Here is a 19,203-nt window from a genome sequence, read left to right as displayed (position 1 = left end):
TGCTTATTATAATACTAATTAAAGAAAAATAGATTTAAAAATTGTATATTAAACTAAATATATAAAAATACAAAATTTGCTTAAATAGCCGATCTTTTATAAAAAAATAGAAAAAGTATTTCTAAAAATAATTTTTTTATCTACTTTTAAATTCAAAATAAATTCATTTTTCCAAAAGCTTTTATTTTACAATCCAGACAACTCAAATTTATGCCGACAGACCTACATAACTTCTTTCTAGATGAAAAAAACCTCTCTACAATAAACAATGTAGAGCGAAAGAAATTTCTTCAGAAATTAAAGATCATCAAGCATCTTTTTCTAAATGGAGAGACTTCAAACGCAGAGGTTTGCCAACGTTTTAATGTAAGTTTGCCAACTTCTATGTCTCTTTTGAACCAACTTACTGAAGAAGGCATCGTGATAAAGAAAGGCCGTGGAAAATCGGAAGGAGGAAGGAAGCCCGATCTTTACGGGCTTATTGAAGAATCGTTTTTTGTAATAAGTGTTCATATTGAGCGTTTTAGGATTAAATTAGCGATAATTGATAATAACCATTCAATAATTAAGGAGAAGTCCTGGCCAACAGAAATCTCTTCAGAAACCAATATTGTAGAGCTCTTATATAAATGGAGCCAGGAATTGCTTCAAGAAGCCGAAATAAAGCAAGACCAAATTATGGGTGTAGGTATAAGTATGCCCGGACTGGTTTCTGCCGATGCCGGTAAGAACTTCACCTATTATTTAAGCGAACAGGAGCCAGAATCACTTAAATTAAAAATTGAGAAAAAATTTAAAAAACCGGTAGCTATCTTAAATGATGCTAAAAGTGCCTGCCTGGCTGAATTTCGCTATGGAAAAGCCAAAAACAAAAACAATGTTTTGGTGATTTCTATGGATTGGGGTATTGGCCTGGGAATTATTATGGGTGGCAAAATGCACTCTGGAGAATCTGGTTTTGCCGGTGAATTTGGCCATATCCCCATGACAGAAGATGGCCTGTTATGTCACTGTGGCAAGCGTGGCTGCCTGGAAACAGAAGCCTCTGGCCTTGCTTTGGTTAGAAAAACAAAAGAAGGTTTAAAAGCCGGACAAACTTCGGTTTTAAATAGTCTTAAAAAAGAAGAGCTCGAAAAACTAGAACCAGAAACTATCATAGAGGCAGCAAATAGAGGAGATCAATTCGCGATCCAGGCCTTATCTGAAATAGGAATTAAATTAGGGAAAGGAATTGCGATTCTAATTCAAATATTTAATCCCGAATTGGTGATTTTAGAAGGGAAGATTGCCGAAGCAAAGAAGTTTATTACCACACCAATTCAACAATCAATAAATACCTATTGCATGATGCAACTTAAAGAACGTACCAAAATAGAACTTTCTACTCTTGGTGCACATTCCAGTTTATACGGGGGCACCATAGCAGTAATGGAAGATATTTTTAAAGACCAGGTAAACCTGGTAAAATCGCATATCAGCTAAATAATAAATCAATAATCAGCTAAAATTATGGCAAGATTAAATCTTTTAGAAGAAACACGTTTTGAAAAACTACCGGTAAAAGTTTATGAAGATGAACATATTGCCTCTAGAAAGGTAGCGAAACGCATTGCAGATCTAATTCAGCGTAAACAGGGTAATAACGAACATGCCGTTCTGGGCCTTGCTACAGGAGCTACTCCGGTTAAAGTTTATGAAGAACTAATTAGACTGCACAAAGAAGAAGGCTTAAGTTTTAAAAACGTGATCACTTTTAACCTGGATGAGTATTACCCAATGCAACCAGATGCCAAGCAGAGCTACGTTAAGTTTATGGATGAAGTCCTTTTTAACCATATAGACATAGAAAGGCAAAACATTCATATTCCCGATGGAACCCTAAACAAAGATGAAATTACTGATTATTGTCTTGCCTATGAAGAAAAAATTGGGTTCTACGGCGGATTAGATTTACAGTTGCTGGGAATTGGTAGAACGGGACATATTGGTTTTAATGAGCCAGGGTCTGCCCCCAACTCTGGTACACGTTTAGTTACTTTAGACGATTTAACGCGTCGTGATGCATCACGTGATTTTGGAGGTAAAGAAAATGTACCTACCAAAGCCATAACCATGGGTATAGGTACTATTTTTAAAGCCCGGGAAATTATTTTAATGGCCTGGAGCAGAAAAAAAGCTCCAATTATTAAAAAGGCTGTAGAAGGTGAGATTTCAGGAAATGTTCCGGCAACCTATCTTCAACTTTCAGATAATGTTGAATTTATCCTTGATAACGATGCGGCTTCAGAATTAACCAGATTTGACACGCCCTGGTTGGTAAAAGATTGCGCATGGGATAAAACCCTTATTAAAAAAGCCGTAATCTGGCTTTCTTCCGAAGTAGGAAAACCAATCTTAAAGCTTACTGACGAAGACTATAATAATAATGGCATGGCACAACTTGCTACCGAGCAAGGCCCGGCATACCAAATTAATATAGACGTTTTTAACCAATTACAACATAGCATTACCGGTTGGCCCGGTGGTAAACCCCAGGCAGACGACTCCCAACGTCCGGAACGTAAAAGCCCTGAGAAAAAACGCTCGCTAATTTTCTCTCCGCACCCCGACGATGATGTTATTTCTATGGGAGGTACTTTTATTAGGCTTGTAGACCAGGGGCACGATGTTCACGTGGCTTATCAAACTTCAGGAAATACAGCTGTTTGGGATACCGATGTATTGCGCTATGTAGAATTTGCCATAGATTTTAAGCGAAGTACCGGAGAAGACACCAGTAAATTGGAAGCAACTTATGAAAAGATGCGTGCATTTATTGACAAGAAACAACCCAATGATATAGATTTAGATGAAATTAGAGACGTAAAAGCCTTTATTAGAAAGTCTGAAGCTATTGCAGGAGCCCGTTACGCAGGCCTAAAGGATAAAAACATCCATTTTATGGCGCTGCCATTCTACGAAACAGGAAAGCGGGTAAAAAGCCCTGTAACCGAAAAAGACGTAGAACTTACTATGGAACTGTTGAACGAAATAAAACCTCATCAGGTTTTTGCAGCAGGAGATTTTGCCGACCCTCATGGCACCCATATTGTTTGTTTCCGTATAATTCTGGAAGCACTTAACAGGCTTCGTAAAACGGAATCCTGGACTAAAGACTGTTGGTTATGGATGTACCGTGGAGCCTGGCAAGAGTTTGCTGTTCACGAGATCGAAATGGCAGTTCCGCTATCTCCACAAGAAGTTGAACGCAAAAGAAAGGCTATCTTTCAACACCAATCCCAAAAAGACACCCCGGTTTTCCCAGGTGATGACGAAAGGGAGTTTTGGGTACGGGCAGAAGAAAGAAACCGCGAAACCGCTGAAAGCTACCATGCCCTTGGACTGGCAAACTACGAAGCCATGGAGGCTTTTGTAAGATGGAAATTTGATTAAAAAATGAAAAGTTCTTATCTGCTTTTTATTAGTCTGTTAATGCTTGGCATACTTGGTTCATGCAGTTCTAACCCCTATGCGAAAACCAACAGAATCTATAAAAAGCAGGTAAAAAACTTTAGTAAAGAGTTACAGCAGTTCCCTACCTGGGAAAACCAAAACGAATCCGCACTCAATTATGGCGATTACTGGGTAGGAACTACTAACTTCAATATGCGCAAACCAAATTACGTGGTTTTACACCATACGGCGCAAGACTCTGTAAAACAAACTTTAAATACATTCACACTTCCCAGAACACAGGTAAGCTCACACTATGTTGTTGCAAAAAATGGTGAAATATACCATATGCTTAACGATTATCTTAGGGCCTGGCACGGTGGCATTGGCCAATGGGGCAACAACACCGATTTAAATTCTTCTTCACTGGGCATTGAAATTGATAACAATGGAAAAGAAAAATTTACCGACTTACAGATTACAAGTCTGCTAAAGTTATTAGACGAAATTAAAGAAAAATACAATATTCCCGCAGAAAATTTTATAGGACATTCTGATATTGCACCTTCCAGAAAGGTAGACCCTAATGCTTATTTCCCATGGAAACGCTTAGCTGACGCAGGTTTTGGACTGTGGTATAATGAAGCTGAAGTAGAAAACCTACAACTTGAAGCCGAGTTTTTTAAACCGAATCCTTTGGTTATTAATCTCAATACCCGTCTTACTACCCGCATCCCTTTTATAGATAAATTGGTTTTTCCTAAAATAATCCCTGCCGATTTTAATATTGAAAATGCCCTTAAAATTATAGGTTATAATACTTCAAACCTGGAGGCAGCAAAAAGTGCTTTTAAATTACATTTTATTCAAGAAGACCTGGATCAGCCTTTTAATGCATATGATATAAAAGTGCTGTATTTGCTTTATAAGAAGTATCTTTAAATAATTGTTGCTTCTAAAAACGGAACAATTTAAAATTAAATGCGGTAATCCCATGAGCTATATTACCAAGTCTATTGCTCTTATTGTGTTTTTATGGAGTTTCTCAATTTCTGCCCAAAAGAGCAATAAAAAAGATTTTGTTATTCTTAAAAGGGAAGACTGGAATGCCAAAAAAGCGGTTATGGAAATGAAGTTGCATAAACCGCAATTTATTACCATTCACCACACAGGGATGCCACAAAAGCCGGAACTTTCTATAGAAAAGAAACTGCAGGCCTTGCAAAATTTCTCCCAAAAAAATTCTCAAATGGCCGATGGGAGCATTAAAAAAGCCTGGGCAGACGTTCCTTACCATTTTTATATCGCAACCAATGGTAAAATTGCTGAAGGAAGGAATATAAACTTCCAGGGCGATTCCAATACCAATTACAACCTTGAAGGCCATGTACTAATTGTGGTAGAAGGAGATTTTAATAAAGAAAAAGTTCTACCTCAACAGTGGGAAAGTTTAAAAGAACTTATCGCCTTTATTTCCAGCGAATATGATATTTCCCCTAAGACAATTAGCGGCCACAAAGATCAAGCCGAGACCAGTTGTCCCGGGAATAATTTATATCAAAAGCTATCAGAATTAAAATAACACCTAAAATAGATTGTTATGAAACTAACTAAAATATTCATCAATATTTTAGGCCTTTTACTCATTTTTCCGCTCCAAAGCCAGGAAATAAATCTTAATTGGCAACCAAGAGAAGACCTAAATATAAATCTACCCGCTTCTATAAAGATTTTTGATGCTTTTGGTAAATTACCAGATAATAAGCCGGTTAGAGCGATGTATGCCATTATAGATTTGCGTGACACCAACCTTAAATTGCGTTCTTTAGGCAGTAATACCATAAGGGAAACCACCAAAGAAACCTATAAAAGAGGAAATGGAATATTAGCCATAAATGGTGGTTATTTCGCCGCAAATTCTTCTGTAAGCACAATTATTCAGGATGGAGAAGTGATCGCACCGGGACCAAATACTGAAATTGCAAGGGGTGCTTTTGGAATAAAGAATAACAAGCCGGAAGTTGCCTGGGTAAATTCCGGAAATAATAATATTCCTATGAAATTCGCCTCGCCAGATATCAATTCAAAATCGGAAATTTGGAATGTAAGTCAGGCAGTAGGTGGCGGACCGGTTTTACTGAAAAATGGGAAAATTAACGTAACCGATAAAGAAGAGGGATTTACGGGTAGCCACCTGATGCGGCATCCAAGAACTGCCATTGGTTACAAGAACAAACACAGCTTAATTATGATGGTCGTAGACGGACGGCAGGAGGCCAGTGTTGGCGTGAGTTTGGAAGAATTAGCACAGTTAATGTTAGAAGTTGGTGCAAAAGAAGCGGTAAACTTAGATGGCGGAGGGTCCTCGGCTATGATTGCCGCCAACGAGGTAGTAAATATTCCAACAGATATTACCGGAGGAAACCGAAATAGTTTAAGAAAAAATGCCGGAGCTTTAGTAATATCTGAAACTCAGGTTTCGACTCGTACCCAACCAATAATTTTTGATACTGAGGATAGCAATTTCTCTCAGGCAGGAATATGGAGTACCTCTAACCAGGTAAATTATTATGGAGAAAGTGCCTCCAGGCAAGCTACTTCAAACAAGATAAATAAAGCTTTTTATACTTTTAAAGGTATAGCGCGCAATAATTACCAACTAGCTTCGTGGTTTACTGTAAACTCGCAGAAAAATTCTGAACAAGTACTGTATATTTTACATGGTGAAGCCAAAACCGATACTCTTAGTATCAATCAAAAATCCCTGAAAAATGTAGGAAAGTGGAATGTGCTGGGCAATTTTGAAATAGGCCCCAAAGACAGCCTTGAAATAGTTGGGGCCTCTGAAGGAAAATTTACTGTAGATGCCATACGCCTGGTAGCCAAAAAAGATTCTCCTGTGTTACCAAAACGAGGAGATTTTCGTATTGCAGTAATCTCCGACTTAAATTCAGGGCTTGGAGCGGCCAATTACGAGTGGCAGGTAGATAGCATAATAAATAGAATTCCGAAAATTTGGCAACCAGATTTAGTGATTTGTGGCGGTGATATGGTTGCAGGTATGGGAATTTCTAAAACAACCCAATTGCAAAAAATGTGGGATGGTTTTGATGGGCATATCATGGCTCCTTTGCACAAAGCGAAAGTTCCATTTGCTTTTACCCTGGGCAATCATGACGGACCAAGAAATTATACAATAGAACATAACTTTGCTAAAAAATTTTGGAATGAAAACATATATAAAACCGGGCTTCAATTTGTAGACGCTACTAATTTTCCTAACTACTACTCTTTTGTTGCAAAAAATAACTTTTTTGTTTCCTGGGAAGCCTCTTCTTCCAAAATCACCAAAGAAAACCTGGAATGGCTAAAAGAGCAGTTTAAAACCCCTGAAGCAAAAAAATCCACCTATAGATTTGTAATAGGCCATATGCCCCTTTACAGTGTAGCGCAGGAAAGGGATTCTAAAGGCAATGTTTTAGAAAATGCCAAAGAATTACAGAAACTGCTTGAGAAATATGAAGTACATACGTATATAAGTGGGCATCAACACGCTTATTACCCGGGTAAAAGAGGAAAATTACAATTATTAAATACCGGTGCTGCCGGATCTGGGCCCCGTTCATGGCTAACGCAAAGTAAAAAACCGGTAAATACCATAACAATCATGGATATCTTTAATTCAAAAGATTCCATTATTTACAGTACCTACGATATAAAGAAAAAGCAAGCTGCAGCAATGCCTTTGTTTGACGAAAAAACTTTACCTGCAGCCATGATAGGCGTAAACGGTTATGTAATGCGCCGGGATATTGTTAAAAGCCAAAAATTTAAAGCTTATTTGTCTAGTTTAAATACTAAAACAGCTGACATTGCCGGCATAGCAGAGGTGAAGGCTAAAATTGAAAACAACAAACTTAAAATCACGGGTAATTACTTTAATGTAGCTTCAGAATTTTCGAATAGCAGCCCGATAAAAATCTATAAAGGAAGGCATACCGAAGACGGGGAATTACTAAAAGAAATAAAACTTAAGTCACCTTCCACGAAGAATGGAACATTTTCAACCCATTTAAAACTTACCGAAGAAATTAGAAGCTATTTAAGTTTTGGGGGAATTTATATTCAAATAAATACCAAAACAGGCAGTTTACGATCTCAATTATTACCGGTACAAAACAAAGCCCCACAAGCAGCACAAATTGTATCACATTACCCAAAAAATACTTATGGTATACGCAATATTGATGCACTTTATGAAATAAAATGGAGCCCGGCCATAGACCAGGATGGAGATTTTGTTAGTTATATTTATCAGGTCTCTCCAACCGAAGATTTTTCTAAAATAATTCTTCAGAAAAAAACAGGAAGGGAAACCAGTTTAAAAATGACAGAGAAACAATGGTTTAAATTGCTTGGAGATTCCAATATTGGCCAACAGCTAAGTTTTTACCATCGCATTCTAGCCACAGACGGAAGTAATTTCTCTTATGCTTCTCCTACCCCTTTAAATTTAATGAAATCTCAAGAAGCCCTGGATGATCTTGCCCAGATACCGGCTGCAAATTACGTTTTTAAAGGAAAGCTGGATGCTACCGGTGCAGGTTACGGTGCCGAATGGGATGGAGAAGGAAAACTCTGGCTAGCCGATTATAACAAAGGGTTAATTATTAAAAACACCAATAACAAAGAAACAGATTTTTCGCCTTTAACTTCCGTAAAAATTAATGGCGAAGAATTTAATTTAAGCCCAGTAAACGGTATTGGAATAGATTTGGACGGAAATATTCTAGCCGGAATTAATCGTAGGCTCATTAAAATTAACGCGACAACCGGAAAAGGCATTGCGGTTTGGGAAGCACCTAAAGGCGCACGGGCAATTACAGCACCACGTGCGTCCGAAAATGGAGAAATATATGCCATGTCTCTCTTTGGCGATGATCCTAACTATATATTAAAACAGCAGGGAAATACTTTTAAACTCATAAGAACTATTGAACTTAAAGGCAGGAACCTCGCACGAACTTTTGATATGACCAAAGATGGCAAAACCCTTTTTTTTCCAGACCCTGGTAGCCCTAAAATTCAGGTTTATAGCAGTGAAAATTCCAAAGATTATACTAAACAAGAAAATATTACCAGTATTTCTGCCGGCTCTAGTGCAATACAAGTAGTAAATGATGCTATTTATACCGCTGTACGATCCAGTGGAATTTCACCTTCCAGCATTCATTATAGAAATGAAGAAAAACAAGAAATGTGGACGTTGGAACTGCCGGAAGTAAATGGCGCCGAACCTCGTGGCATAGGGGTTTCTAAGGATGGTAATACTATAATTTTCTGCAGCTGGGATAAAGGAGGCGGTTATTATCTTTATGAAAGAGAAGACCAACAACCTCCTGTTAATAAATAACGCTCTTCAAAAAAATCCTCAAAAGTTCTAAGAACTTATGAGGATTTTTTTTTGAAGGCAACCAGTTTACATCTTCACTTCTTCTGGTTCAGAAGTCGTAAAGAGATCGGTGTTTTTAAGGTACATTAAGCCTTTATCTTCTTTGTTTAATATACGTTTACTGCGTAGGTAGCGATTGTAGTTATACTCATCAAAATCTTCGGCTTCGGTATCAAAATTACTAACGTGAACTTCACCCATAGAATGGATAAACTTGTTATCTCCAATCCACATCCCTACGTGAACCACACGTTCTGAAGTAGAATCGGTTGCCGGTTTTCCAAAGAAAAGCAAATCGCCTTTTTCAAGATTTTCAAAATTCTTATCAGAATCAACCACGTCCCCCGTATGAATTTGTTGCGAAGCATCCCGCGGAATCACCATTCCGTTTAAAAAATAAATGGTTTTGGTATATCCGCTACAATCAACCCCTTTAGGAGAGGTTCCGCCCCATAGATAAGGTAAACCCATCAATTTATGTGCAGTAGCTACCAGGTCTTCTTTATTCTGCTCTAAAGAAAACAGCCACTCTCTATATGGCTGCGCATAGGCCTTCGCTACGAAACCTTCTTTGCCGTTTGGATATTTCACCCTATAGAAATTATTTTGCTCGCCTGTAAGCTCTAAAACATTCCCTGCTACAAGGTCTGAAACAGTTTGGGAGTTGATATTTGCTTCGGAATATGAATTGCCGGTTGGTTCGGTAAAAATAAGTTTATCTTCAGATTTCCAGGCAAGGAATTCTTCTTTGGTCATATTTTCAATACCACCATAGTCTACCCAGGCCAAATATCCCTCTGGGGTTTGCACATAATACCAGCCGTCTTGCTTCTTATATACTTTAAGGGGCATTCCCAGGGTTGCCTGGGTTACCAATTGTGCCGAATGTTTAGGCTCGTCGCGCAGGTTGGCCACCGAAATCTTAACTACTCCGTGAACTTTATCTTCTAAAGCCTCAGCATCCGGAAGAACCTTGATACTATCGGTGAACTTTATATTTTCAGCCTCCAATTTTTCTTTTAATGCATTTGCTGCTTCGGGAGTATTTGTTTCTCCTTTTAAGATATAGGCTTCACCATTTTTAGCTGCTTCAACTTTAAAAAGCGCTACCCGGCCATCTGGCGCATAGGTCTCTTCCACTTCCGAAATGTGACTTTTAAGCGGAGTTTCTTCATTTTTTTCTTCTGTTTCCTCACAGGAGGCGAACAAAAAGACGCTTAAGAGAAAAGGTAGGTAAGATTTTGTGATTAATTTCATCGCTATTTATTTTTACTTTTTAAAAATTTAGATTCTGAAACAGGTTTAGAATGACATGATTTTTCTATTTCTCATATAATTCAACTCCGGTTCCATTTCTATTAGGAAAATGTACTTTTTCGTCATAAACTTTTACGCCGTCGGCAATATCATTTTTAATTAATAGGCCACCATCCATATCTACATAATCCAGCAATGGCAATAATTGAGCAATGGCCGAAATTCCCACGGTAGATTCGGTCATACAGCCCAGCATTACTTTTAAGCCAAGGGACTTCCCTTTTAAAATCATTCGTTTTCCCGGCGTTAGCCCACCACACTTTGTAAGTTTAATATTTATACCGTGAAAATAGCCCGCACATTTCTCTACATCGCTTTCTTCAATACAGCTTTCATCGGCAATTAGTGGTAAAACCGATTCTTTATAAAGTCTTTCCATTCCTTCCCAGTCGTTTGCTTTTAAGGGCTGCTCCAGGAACTCTACATTTAATTCTTTTAGGGCTTTGGCATTTTCTATCGCCTGGTTTACCTCCCAGGCGGCATTGGCATCTACACGAAAAATTGAATTGGTATGTTTGCGCAACTCTCTAATAATGGCTACATCATCTTTGGTCCCCAGTTTTATTTTGTAAAGTGGCCACGGAAATTCTTTAATTTTCTGAATCATTTTTTCTACAGAATCTATTCCGATAGTGTAATTGGTAAGCGGAATATTATCTAAGGTTAAACCCCACAATTTGTAAAGCGGCTGCCGGTTTCTTTTTCCGTGCAAATCGTGCATCGCTATATCCAAAGCGCATAATGCAAACGGATTTTCTTTTAAATGAGGATAGGTTAGGTTCCATAATTCTTCGGGGTCTAACAGGATATTTTTAGCAATAAGGTCTTCAATTTTAAGGATGTCGGCCTGCATTTTTTCTATGCTTACACCATAATAAGAGGTTGCCGTAGCCTCGCCATAACCAGTAAACCCACGATCGCTTAAAGAAACGATTAAGGTTGGCTGTACATCCCGTGAACCATGACTTATGGTAAAAGTGTTTTTTAGTTCCAGGTTGTATGGATAAAATTTTAACTCCATTTTTTTAGCATTTTATTGGCACCGCCAAAAGGTATAATACCCCGAGGCTTGCCTCGAAATTAAAAATTGTTTCCAACGAATGCCTCTTGGCCTTACCCCAAGGTAGTTTACTCTATAGAAACCTCATCAGTATTTGGGCGGTAAAGTGCAAAAAGACCCAACATGGTAATTGCGGCATTCACCAACAATATTTCAAAACCAAACTCATAGCCATTTAGCCATTCTTCAGAATTAAAATCTAAAATTACTGAAATTACCGGTGATAAAATACAAACAAGTGGCACCCATCTATCCCGCACCGGGTTTTTACATAGTAAGCCATAAGCAAATAATCCCAGCAGCGGACCGTAAGTAAAACCGGCTACTTTAAAAACCATACTTACCACACTACTATCGTTTAAGGCATTAAAAACAATAATTACGAAAAACATTAAGATTGTAAAGCCTATATGAACCAGCATCCTTGTTCTTTTCTGATTTTTCTCCTTTTTCTGAATGTCCAGGATATCTACACAAAAAGACGTAGTAAGCGCGGTTAAAGCTGAATCTGCACTGGAAAAAGCGGCTGCCGTAATTCCTAATAAGAAAACAATACCGGCCAAAATTCCAAAGTGGTTTAATGCCAGTAATGGATAAAGATCGTCTGTTCTTTCCGGGATGGCAATACCTTGATCTGCGGCGTATTTGTAAAGCAAAACCCCAAGGGCCAGAAATAGTACCGTTGAAAAGAAAAATACAATAGAAAACCAAAAAATATTCTTTTGTGCCTCCCCTTTACTTTTGCAGGTAAGGTTTTTTTGCATTACGTTTTGGTCGAGTCCATTCATCGCAATTGTTATAAATATCCCTGCCAGAAAACTCTTAAAAAATGCATTATTTGAACGCCAATCCCAATCGAAGATCGTAGACTTTTCGCTATTGGCCACAGTAGCAAATACATCGGTGAATTTAAGACCCATATGATCTACAATCATAAAAATACTTATTACCACTGCCAAGAGTAAAAAAGTGGTTTGCAGGGTATCTGTCCATACAATAGTTTTTATTCCACCTCTAAAAGTATATAACCAAATTAGACCAATAGTGATTAACACCGTAACCCAAAACGGGATTCCAAAAGCATCAAAAAAAGCAATTTGTAAAACCAGGGCTGCCAAAAACAATCTAAAGGAGGCGCCTACGGTTTGGGAGATCAAAAAAAATGAAGCGCCGGCATAATAAGAATTTTGCCCAAACCGATTTTTTAAATATTCATAAATGGAAATTAATTTCAGTTTATAAAACAATGGTATTAAAACAAAGGCAATAACAGCATAGCCCATCATATTGCCCATTACAAATTGCAGGTAGGTCCAATTTGAATTTCCAACTTCACCGGGAACCGATATAAAAGTAACCCCAGACAAGGTAGCACCAACCATCCCGTAAGCTACCAGAAACCAGGGCGATTGTCTATTTGCTGTAAAATAGGTGTTATTATCGGCTTGCCTTGAAGTAAAATGACTAATGGCCATTAAAAGCAAAAAATAACCGGCAATAACCCCAAAAACGAGAAGTGGGCTCATAAATTAGTTTATTTTAATTTCTATAAATTCACTTTGATTTCCGTTTCGGTCTACCGAGGTTATCCCTATTTTTTCAAGTTGCACCTTCTTCTTCCCTACTTCCTTTTGTAAGCTCTGACTTCTTTTTTCGGAATTTAAAATTTTGTAATCCCAACTGCCGGTTTCATATTTAAAATACAAAACCCACTTTTTAATATCTGCATCATCTTCAACGCCCCAGGTCATTTCAATTTTATCCAGGTTTTCATTTACGGTTACATTAGGAATTTCGGGCGGGGTATTGTCTAACCAGGGACTTGGCGGAACCAGGGTTTTCTTCCTGTAAGGCCCTTCTTTTATGGCCTTTGCAAGCTCTTTATTTTTTAATAGGGGACCTATACTCCAATGCACAGCACCTTTGCTTTGCGGAAGCATGCCCCGGGTAATCATAATTTGGTTTATCACCTCTGTAATATGCATCTCGTCACCATCGCCCCCAACATTCATTCCCGGCCATAAATGGCGTTGTTTGGTATTTTCGCTTTTCCACCAACCTAATAATTCGGGAAAGCTTTGCCCTAATTGACTAATTTTCCAATATAGTTGTGGGGTATAATAATCTATCCAGCCTTCATTTAACCATAGTTTGGCATCGGCATATAACTTATCGTATTGGTCGTACCCCTGTACCGACTCCGGATAGCCCGGGCGCCAAATACCAAAAGGACTTAGACCGAATTTTACATGTGGTTTTTCAGCTTTAATTTCTTCATAAATTCTTTTGATAAAAACATTCACGCTTTCCCTACGCCAATCGCCACGTGAAAGTTCGCCACCGGCTGCCTGATAAGCTCTCCAGCTTTTATCGTCTGGGAAATCTTTGCCGTTGTTATAAGAGTCGTAAGGATAAAAATAATCGTCAAAATGAATACCATCTACATCATAACGTTTTACAATATCCATCACAACCGCGGCTGATCGGTCTTGCGTGCCTTTTTGGGCAGGATCCATCCACCACATCCCGTTTTCTAATGCTACCACAAGTTCGGGATTGGTTTTTATTACCGATTTTTCACTGATTTCCTTTCCGGTGGTATGATGTGCCCTATACGGGTTTAACCAAACGTGCAGTTCTAAACCACGCTGATGAGCGGCATTGATCCAGAATTTAAGCGGATCGTAATAAGGTTCAGGAGCTTTTCCCTGTTCTCCGGTAAGAAAATACGACCAGGGTTCTATCTCACTATTATAAAGGGCATCGGCCTGTGGACGTACCTGAAAAACAACCGCATTAAAGTTGTGCGACTCTAAAAAATCTAACAGCTCTAAAGCTTCTTTTTGCTGTGCCGAAGTAGATAAGCCAGGTTTACTGGGCCAGTTAATATTGGCAACAGTAGCGATCCAGGCGGCACGAAATTCTTCAATATTCTTTGGTGTATTAGGGTTCCAGGCTTTCTCTTCTTCGTCTAGTGTTTCTGGAACCTCGATTTCTTCAGGGATTGGCTCAACTATTTCTTCTGTATCGGGTACAGCGGGCTCTTCTGGAGCTTTTGGGACTTCCCGGGTAGATTTACAGGAATAAAAAAACAAGCATAAAGTAAGTAGGGAAAGAAGTGTTTTTTTCATAGTTTGAAGATTTTGAGAGCAATTAAAGAAAAAATAATAATATAAAACCCTTCAAATAAATTTTGAAGGGTTTTATATTATTCAAATGAATGAACTACTCCTCTGTATCCCACCATAATGGAGTGGTTAATCTAATGTATGGATCATTATCTGGCATATTTTCGTAGTTACGATCTTCTTCATTATACTCATACATCATAGCTCTTAACCAATCGTTCTCACCAGGAAAAAGAGTTACATTTACATTATCAGGTCTTTCTAAACCCGGGTAAATATCTGAACTATAATCCATTCTTCTAAAATCTACCCAGGTCTCAGGGTTAAGCACATTTGCAATATATTTTTGAACAAAAATTTGAGACAAATCAAAATTGGCAATAGAAATTTCATCTTCAATGGTATCTAAATAAGCCGAAGTTTCATCTTCTGAAATATTCAGTTTTTTTAAATCGGCTTCAACCCCTTCTATATAGGCCTGAAATGCCCCGGCTTTATCATCACTTCTATATTTAGCTTCTGCTTCGATAAACTTCAATTCACTATAAGTCATCATAAAAGTGGGAGAATCTGGAGAAGTGTAAAAACCACCATAACCAATAGAATAATTATCCTCTTCTCCGCTAGTTACCCCTGCACCTGTTCTAACGCCCTGATAACCCCCATTTACGGCTTCCGGCACAATTGCTTTGAGCCTGGGATCCTCAACATTTGAATATTCGTTTAATGGGTTCTTTAATAATTCAACAAAAAATTCAGAAAAATAATCAAACCTTGTAGAACCGTAACCGCTTTCGCTAAATGGTTGGTTATCATTAGATGCTTCTCCTCCTCCATAACTTATGTAAGCATTATCTGCGTTAGAGCTAAAGCCTTTTTGAACAGCCTCTATAACCATTTGAGGATTGTAAGCGTGCTCTCCAGAATTCTTCTTTGTTAAGTGATTTAAATACCGTGCTTTAATTGAATATGCAAATTTTTTCCATTGCTCTAAATCTCCATTGTATAGAATATCCCCTCCTTCATCGTTCAAGCCTAATTCACTTTCTTGATCTAATTCTAGCACAGCTTCGTCTAGAATTTGGAAAATTCTTTCATAGACTAATTCTTGAGAAACAAATTCTGGTTCTAATTTTATAGATTCTTCTGGATTATAGCTATCGTCTAAAACTATAGAGCCATATTGATCTGTAGCCATACCTAAAAGATATGCTCTTAAAATTTTTCCAACAGCAGTATAATGAGGGGAATTAAATTTCTCCCCTAGATAAATAAGATCTGCTGTATTTGGAAGTGCATAAACATACACATTCTGCCACAAGAAATATCTACCTGTTGTTAAAAAGGTATTCCAGGATTCAGAATAATATGCAGGTGTATTTTGGGAACCGTATTGAACAACTCCCAATACTTCTCTTACTCCTCTATATTGAGCCGTAGCAACTGCGTTTTCAATAGCTCCCTCGATACGGTATTGAGGAGGCAGCTCTGTAGTTGTTGGCTGTGTCACCGAATCGTTTACATCAAAATAATCTTCACTACAGGAAGCAGTAATAATTATAGTAGCAAATAATAGAAAGTATTTATAATATTTTTTCATCTTCTTAAAATTTAAATCTTAATCCTAAATCAAAACCTTTGGTATTTGGAGTTCCTAAATTATCAATACCCATAGACCCTGCACCTTGAATTCCGGCACCATAAGTATTGACTTCAGGATCTACTCCAGAGTAATCGGTTATGGTAAATAAATTTCTACCGGTAACAGAAACTTGTCCTGATACAATATTTAACTTCTCCAATAATGCAGTAGGTAAATCATAACTTAATGTTGCATAACGTAGTCTTGCAAAAGAAGCATCTTCAATAAAATTTTCTGCATTTTGTGAATAATATTGCTGATAATACTGCTGGTCTGTAACCTGCGTAGTATTAGGTTCTCCATTTGCTAAAACTCCTTCTACAACTCTTACTCCATCTGGAGATCTATCCAGGGTTTCTTCTCCAAGACCGTAATAAATAAATGCTGATTTTGTAGCATTATATGCTTCCTGACCCTGAACTAGATCAAGTAAAAATGAAAAATTAAAGTTTTTATAAGATAAGTTATTGGTAATACCTAATGTCCAATCTGGGAGACGATTAACGTCCTCAAAGATTACAGTTTCGAGTTCAGGCAAACCATCGGCTCCAATAAGAAGTTCTTCCTGATCGTTTCTTACGGCTTTGTAACCTCTCAATCCAAATAAAGACCCATTTAAAATAGCTGCGCCGGCCGCTGTATTACTAAAAGTCCAGGAGTCTGAAAGATAAACCTCATCAAGCTGCCCGGGTAATTCAATTACATCACTTTTATTAAGTCCGAAATTATAGGTCATATTCCATTGAAATGCATTATTCCTGTCAAATAATTTTGCTGTAATTAAAGCTTCAATTCCTTTATTAATAATAGAACCTCCGTTTAAAGTAGCATAAAATGTACCTGCAGAAGGTGGGACCCTAATATCTTCAAGAATTTGATTTTTCGATTTACTGTAATAAACACTTAAATCTAAGCCTAATCTATTTTTAAAGAATCGAGCATCAATTCCAGCTTCGTAACTATCTGTAAATTCAGGTTCTAAAGCAGGGTTACCTATATCAACTCCATTATAAACATAAGCTGAACTGGCAAGTGGATTTATATTTGTTCCTAAAAAACTATTTAAAGCTCCTATTGGGGCATCTTTTCCGGCTTGAGCCCAAGTTGCTCTAAATTTCATAAAAGATAGACCATTATCATTGGTAATATCATTTCCTGCCTGCTTAAATAAATCGGTTATTACAGCCGATGTCCCTACAGAAGGATAAAAGAAAGACCTTTTATCTTCTGGTAATGTAGATGACCAGTCGTTTCTTCCCGTAAAGTTTAAGAAAAGTGCATCTTTCCAACCAAATTTAACTTCTCCAAAAACCCCAACTGCCCTTCTTCTGGTAATTATTTCTGTGATTGATTGGTTCTCTTGTGAAACATTTCCAATACTATAAATTCCAGGAGCTTGAAATCCATCTCCATAGGTATAAACACTATGAACTCTGTAATCTTCTACCATATTACCTACCAGAGCATCTATTTTAAAGTCTTCGCTTAACTCTTTATTATAACTTAAGATTAAATTGGAAGTAGTTTTTCTATTTTCTCTTTGAAACTGGCTTATATAACCTTCAGATCTATTTTCAATTAAGGATCCAGTACCAATAACACGCTTACTTGTTTCAGAGAAATAATCTGTTCCCAATTTATAAGAAAGGTTAAAATCATTCAAGAAATCGTAGCTAACATTCACAATTCCTATTAGTCTATTTACTTTATTATCGTTAGGGCTGTTTTCTAAGCTCCAATATGGGTTATCAAAAGTTTGGTCTCCATAAAACATTTTTTGTGATCCATCTTCATTATAAAAATTTTGAATATCAACGTTAATGGGGTAAGATAATAGGCTACTATAACTGCTACCAGAAGCATTTCCCTGTTTGGTGCTACCAACCTCTGTGACTATGTAGTTTGCTGAGGCACCTACTGTAAGCTTATCTCCCAGCTGGGAAGTAGTATTTATTTTAAAGGAAGTTTTATCGTAATTAGTCCCTTCTATAACTCCATTCTGAGAAAGGTCACCAATAGATAAATACATAGTACTTTTCTCGCTACCCGCTGAATAACTCACATTATGATTTTGGGTTAGGGCCGTCTCGTAGAAATTATCAATATGATTATAAGTTTGCTCACTACCTACGGTAGGTCCCCAGCTAAAGTTAGATTCCTTTTCATAGCTAAATCCGTCAGTACTTAAAATCTGTGTTCCCTGTCCAAAATCTTGTTGTACATTTGGAGTTCCTAAAACTTCATCTACCGAAAAAGTTCCTGAATAAGAAATTGTTGCTACCCCGGCTTTTCCTTTTTTAGTTGTAATAATTACGGCTCCTTCAGCCGCCTGTATACCATATAATGCTGCTGCTGCGGGTCCTTTTAACACAGAAACACTTTCTATATCCTCAGGGTTCAAATCTGCAGCTCTATTAATACTTGCTACAGTCAAACTGGAACTTGTTGAGTTATCAATTGGAATTCCATCTACCACAAACAACGGTTGGTTATTCCCTGTTATAGATGTTCCCCCTCTAATCAATATTGCTGTAGATGAACCGGGAGCACCCCCTGAATTGGAAATAGTAACCCCAGAGACTTTTCCCTGGAGACCACTTACTACATTAGTTTTATTTCCCTCAAGAACCTCATCAGAATTCACTTCTTGTACCGCATACCCCAAAGCTTTCTCCTGCCGCTCAATTCCAAAAGCAGTTACTACAACTTCATTTAAACTTTCAGTATCTGTAACCAAGGAGATTTTAAATGTATTTTTATCTCCTACAACGATTTCCTTTTTTTCAAAACCCAGTGAAGAAAAAACTAAAATAGTTTCATCTTTATCGGGTATTGAAAGATTAAAATTACCATCAAAATCCGATACCGTTCCATTACTGGATCCTTTTTCTATAACGTTCACTCCTGGTAGCGGTACGCCGTTCTCATCCATTATAGTTCCCGAAATCTCCCTCTCCTGTGCCCAGGCCTGTATTGAAAACAAACAGACCAACACCAAAATAAATTTACGAAATCGTTTTTCCATATTATTACATTAACAATTGATTAGGAAACAAACATATTATATAAATACATTAATAGCAATTAAATATTGCATTAATTAGCATTATATGCTGTTTTTTACAACATATAACATCCTTTTTGCAATTTTTAATCGCATATTTGTGATTTA

Annotated in this window: 11 protein-coding genes; 5 read left to right on the top strand and 6 right to left on the bottom strand. The window is 37.5% G+C overall.

All coding sequences use genetic code 11. From position 1 onward, the window contains the following. Nucleotides 1–210: 210 nt before the first annotated feature. Genes I6U49_RS05190 through I6U49_RS05170 form a run of 5 tightly spaced genes read left to right on the top strand, consistent with a single transcriptional unit; the run spans nt 211 to nt 8,845 of the window. Nucleotides 211–1,482 (top strand): ROK family transcriptional regulator, encoded by a 1,272-nt coding sequence (locus I6U49_RS05190; protein ID WP_193712262.1) that lies wholly within the window; start codon nt 211–213, stop codon nt 1,480–1,482. A gap of 27 nt (nt 1,483–1,509) precedes the next feature. Beyond that, nucleotides 1,510–3,432 carry a glucosamine-6-phosphate deaminase gene (gene nagB, locus I6U49_RS05185; RefSeq protein WP_198627850.1) on the top strand — a complete coding sequence of 641 codons (1,923 nt, stop codon included), beginning with the start codon at nt 1,510–1,512 and terminating at the stop codon, nt 3,430–3,432. Between the two features lie 3 nt (nt 3,433–3,435). Further along, nucleotides 3,436–4,374 carry an N-acetylmuramoyl-L-alanine amidase gene (locus tag I6U49_RS05180; RefSeq protein ID WP_232804638.1) on the top strand — a complete coding sequence of 313 codons (939 nt, stop codon included), beginning with the start codon at nt 3,436–3,438 and terminating at the stop codon, nt 4,372–4,374. Nucleotides 4,375–4,426: 52 nt separating this feature from the next. Beyond that, nucleotides 4,427–5,014, top strand: a complete 588-nt coding sequence (locus I6U49_RS05175) for a peptidoglycan recognition protein family protein (protein ID WP_198627849.1) — start codon at nt 4,427–4,429, stop codon at nt 5,012–5,014. A gap of 18 nt (nt 5,015–5,032) precedes the next feature. Further along, nucleotides 5,033–8,845, top strand: coding sequence for a phosphodiester glycosidase family protein (locus I6U49_RS05170; RefSeq protein WP_198627848.1), 3,813 nt, complete (start codon nt 5,033–5,035; stop codon nt 8,843–8,845). A gap of 66 nt (nt 8,846–8,911) precedes the next feature. Here I6U49_RS05170 and I6U49_RS05165 read toward each other — a convergent pair whose 3' ends face one another. The 6 genes from I6U49_RS05165 to I6U49_RS05140 all read right to left on the bottom strand — a co-directional run bounded on the left by I6U49_RS05165 (nt 8,912) and on the right by I6U49_RS05140 (nt 19,056). Continuing rightward, complete coding sequence (locus tag I6U49_RS05165) at nt 8,912–10,141, bottom strand: C40 family peptidase (RefSeq protein WP_198627847.1); 1,230 nt, start codon at nt 10,139–10,141, stop codon at nt 8,912–8,914. A 64-nt stretch (nt 10,142–10,205) separates the two neighbouring features. Beyond that, nucleotides 10,206–11,222: a dipeptide epimerase gene (locus I6U49_RS05160; protein WP_193712267.1), complete on the bottom strand. Its 1,017-nt coding sequence runs from the start codon at nt 11,220–11,222 to the stop codon at nt 10,206–10,208. Between the two features lie 107 nt (nt 11,223–11,329). Beyond that, nucleotides 11,330–12,787 (bottom strand): sodium:solute symporter, encoded by a 1,458-nt coding sequence (locus tag I6U49_RS05155; RefSeq protein WP_198627846.1) that lies wholly within the window; start codon nt 12,785–12,787, stop codon nt 11,330–11,332. A 3-nt stretch (nt 12,788–12,790) separates the two neighbouring features. Further along, a complete protein-coding gene (locus I6U49_RS05150) occupies nt 12,791–14,392 on the bottom strand; it encodes a glycoside hydrolase family 10 protein (protein ID WP_198627845.1) in 1,602 nt (533 codons plus the stop codon). 94 nt (nt 14,393–14,486) lie between these two features. Then, on the bottom strand, nt 14,487–15,989 hold the full coding sequence (locus I6U49_RS05145; RefSeq protein WP_198627844.1) for a SusD/RagB family nutrient-binding outer membrane lipoprotein: 1,503 nt from the start codon (nt 15,987–15,989) through the stop codon (nt 14,487–14,489). 4 nt (nt 15,990–15,993) lie between these two features. Beyond that, on the bottom strand, nt 15,994–19,056 hold the full coding sequence (locus I6U49_RS05140) for a SusC/RagA family TonB-linked outer membrane protein (RefSeq protein ID WP_198627843.1): 3,063 nt from the start codon (nt 19,054–19,056) through the stop codon (nt 15,994–15,996). Nucleotides 19,057–19,203: the final 147 nt, after the last annotated feature.

Origin of the sequence: Salegentibacter maritimus (assembly GCF_016236915.1) — a bacterium.
Classification (GTDB): domain Bacteria; phylum Bacteroidota; class Bacteroidia; order Flavobacteriales; family Flavobacteriaceae; genus Salegentibacter; species Salegentibacter maritimus.
The sequence above is the reverse complement of the archived record's forward strand: the minus strand, read 5'-3'. Positions and strand labels throughout refer to the sequence as shown.

Excerpts from the sequence above, each read along its gene's own strand:
- I6U49_RS05155 (WP_198627846.1), bottom strand. The coding sequence starts at position 12,787 with ATGAGCCCACTTCTCGTTTTTGGGGTTATTGCCGGTTATTTTTTGCTT.
- I6U49_RS05145 (WP_198627844.1), bottom strand. The coding sequence starts at position 15,989 with ATGAAAAAATATTATAAATACTTTCTATTATTTGCTACTATAATTATT.
- I6U49_RS05160 (WP_193712267.1), bottom strand. The coding sequence starts at position 11,222 with ATGGAGTTAAAATTTTATCCATACAACCTGGAACTAAAAAACACTTTT.
- nagB (WP_198627850.1), top strand. The coding sequence starts at position 1,510 with ATGGCAAGATTAAATCTTTTAGAAGAAACACGTTTTGAAAAACTACCG.
- I6U49_RS05165 (WP_198627847.1), bottom strand. The coding sequence starts at position 10,141 with ATGAAATTAATCACAAAATCTTACCTACCTTTTCTCTTAAGCGTCTTT.
- I6U49_RS05190 (WP_193712262.1), top strand. The coding sequence starts at position 211 with ATGCCGACAGACCTACATAACTTCTTTCTAGATGAAAAAAACCTCTCT.
- I6U49_RS05180 (WP_232804638.1), top strand. The coding sequence starts at position 3,436 with ATGAAAAGTTCTTATCTGCTTTTTATTAGTCTGTTAATGCTTGGCATA.
- I6U49_RS05150 (WP_198627845.1), bottom strand. The coding sequence starts at position 14,392 with ATGAAAAAAACACTTCTTTCCCTACTTACTTTATGCTTGTTTTTTTAT.
- I6U49_RS05140 (WP_198627843.1), bottom strand. The coding sequence starts at position 19,056 with ATGGAAAAACGATTTCGTAAATTTATTTTGGTGTTGGTCTGTTTGTTT.
- I6U49_RS05170 (WP_198627848.1), top strand. The coding sequence starts at position 5,033 with ATGAAACTAACTAAAATATTCATCAATATTTTAGGCCTTTTACTCATT.
- I6U49_RS05175 (WP_198627849.1), top strand. The coding sequence starts at position 4,427 with ATGAGCTATATTACCAAGTCTATTGCTCTTATTGTGTTTTTATGGAGT.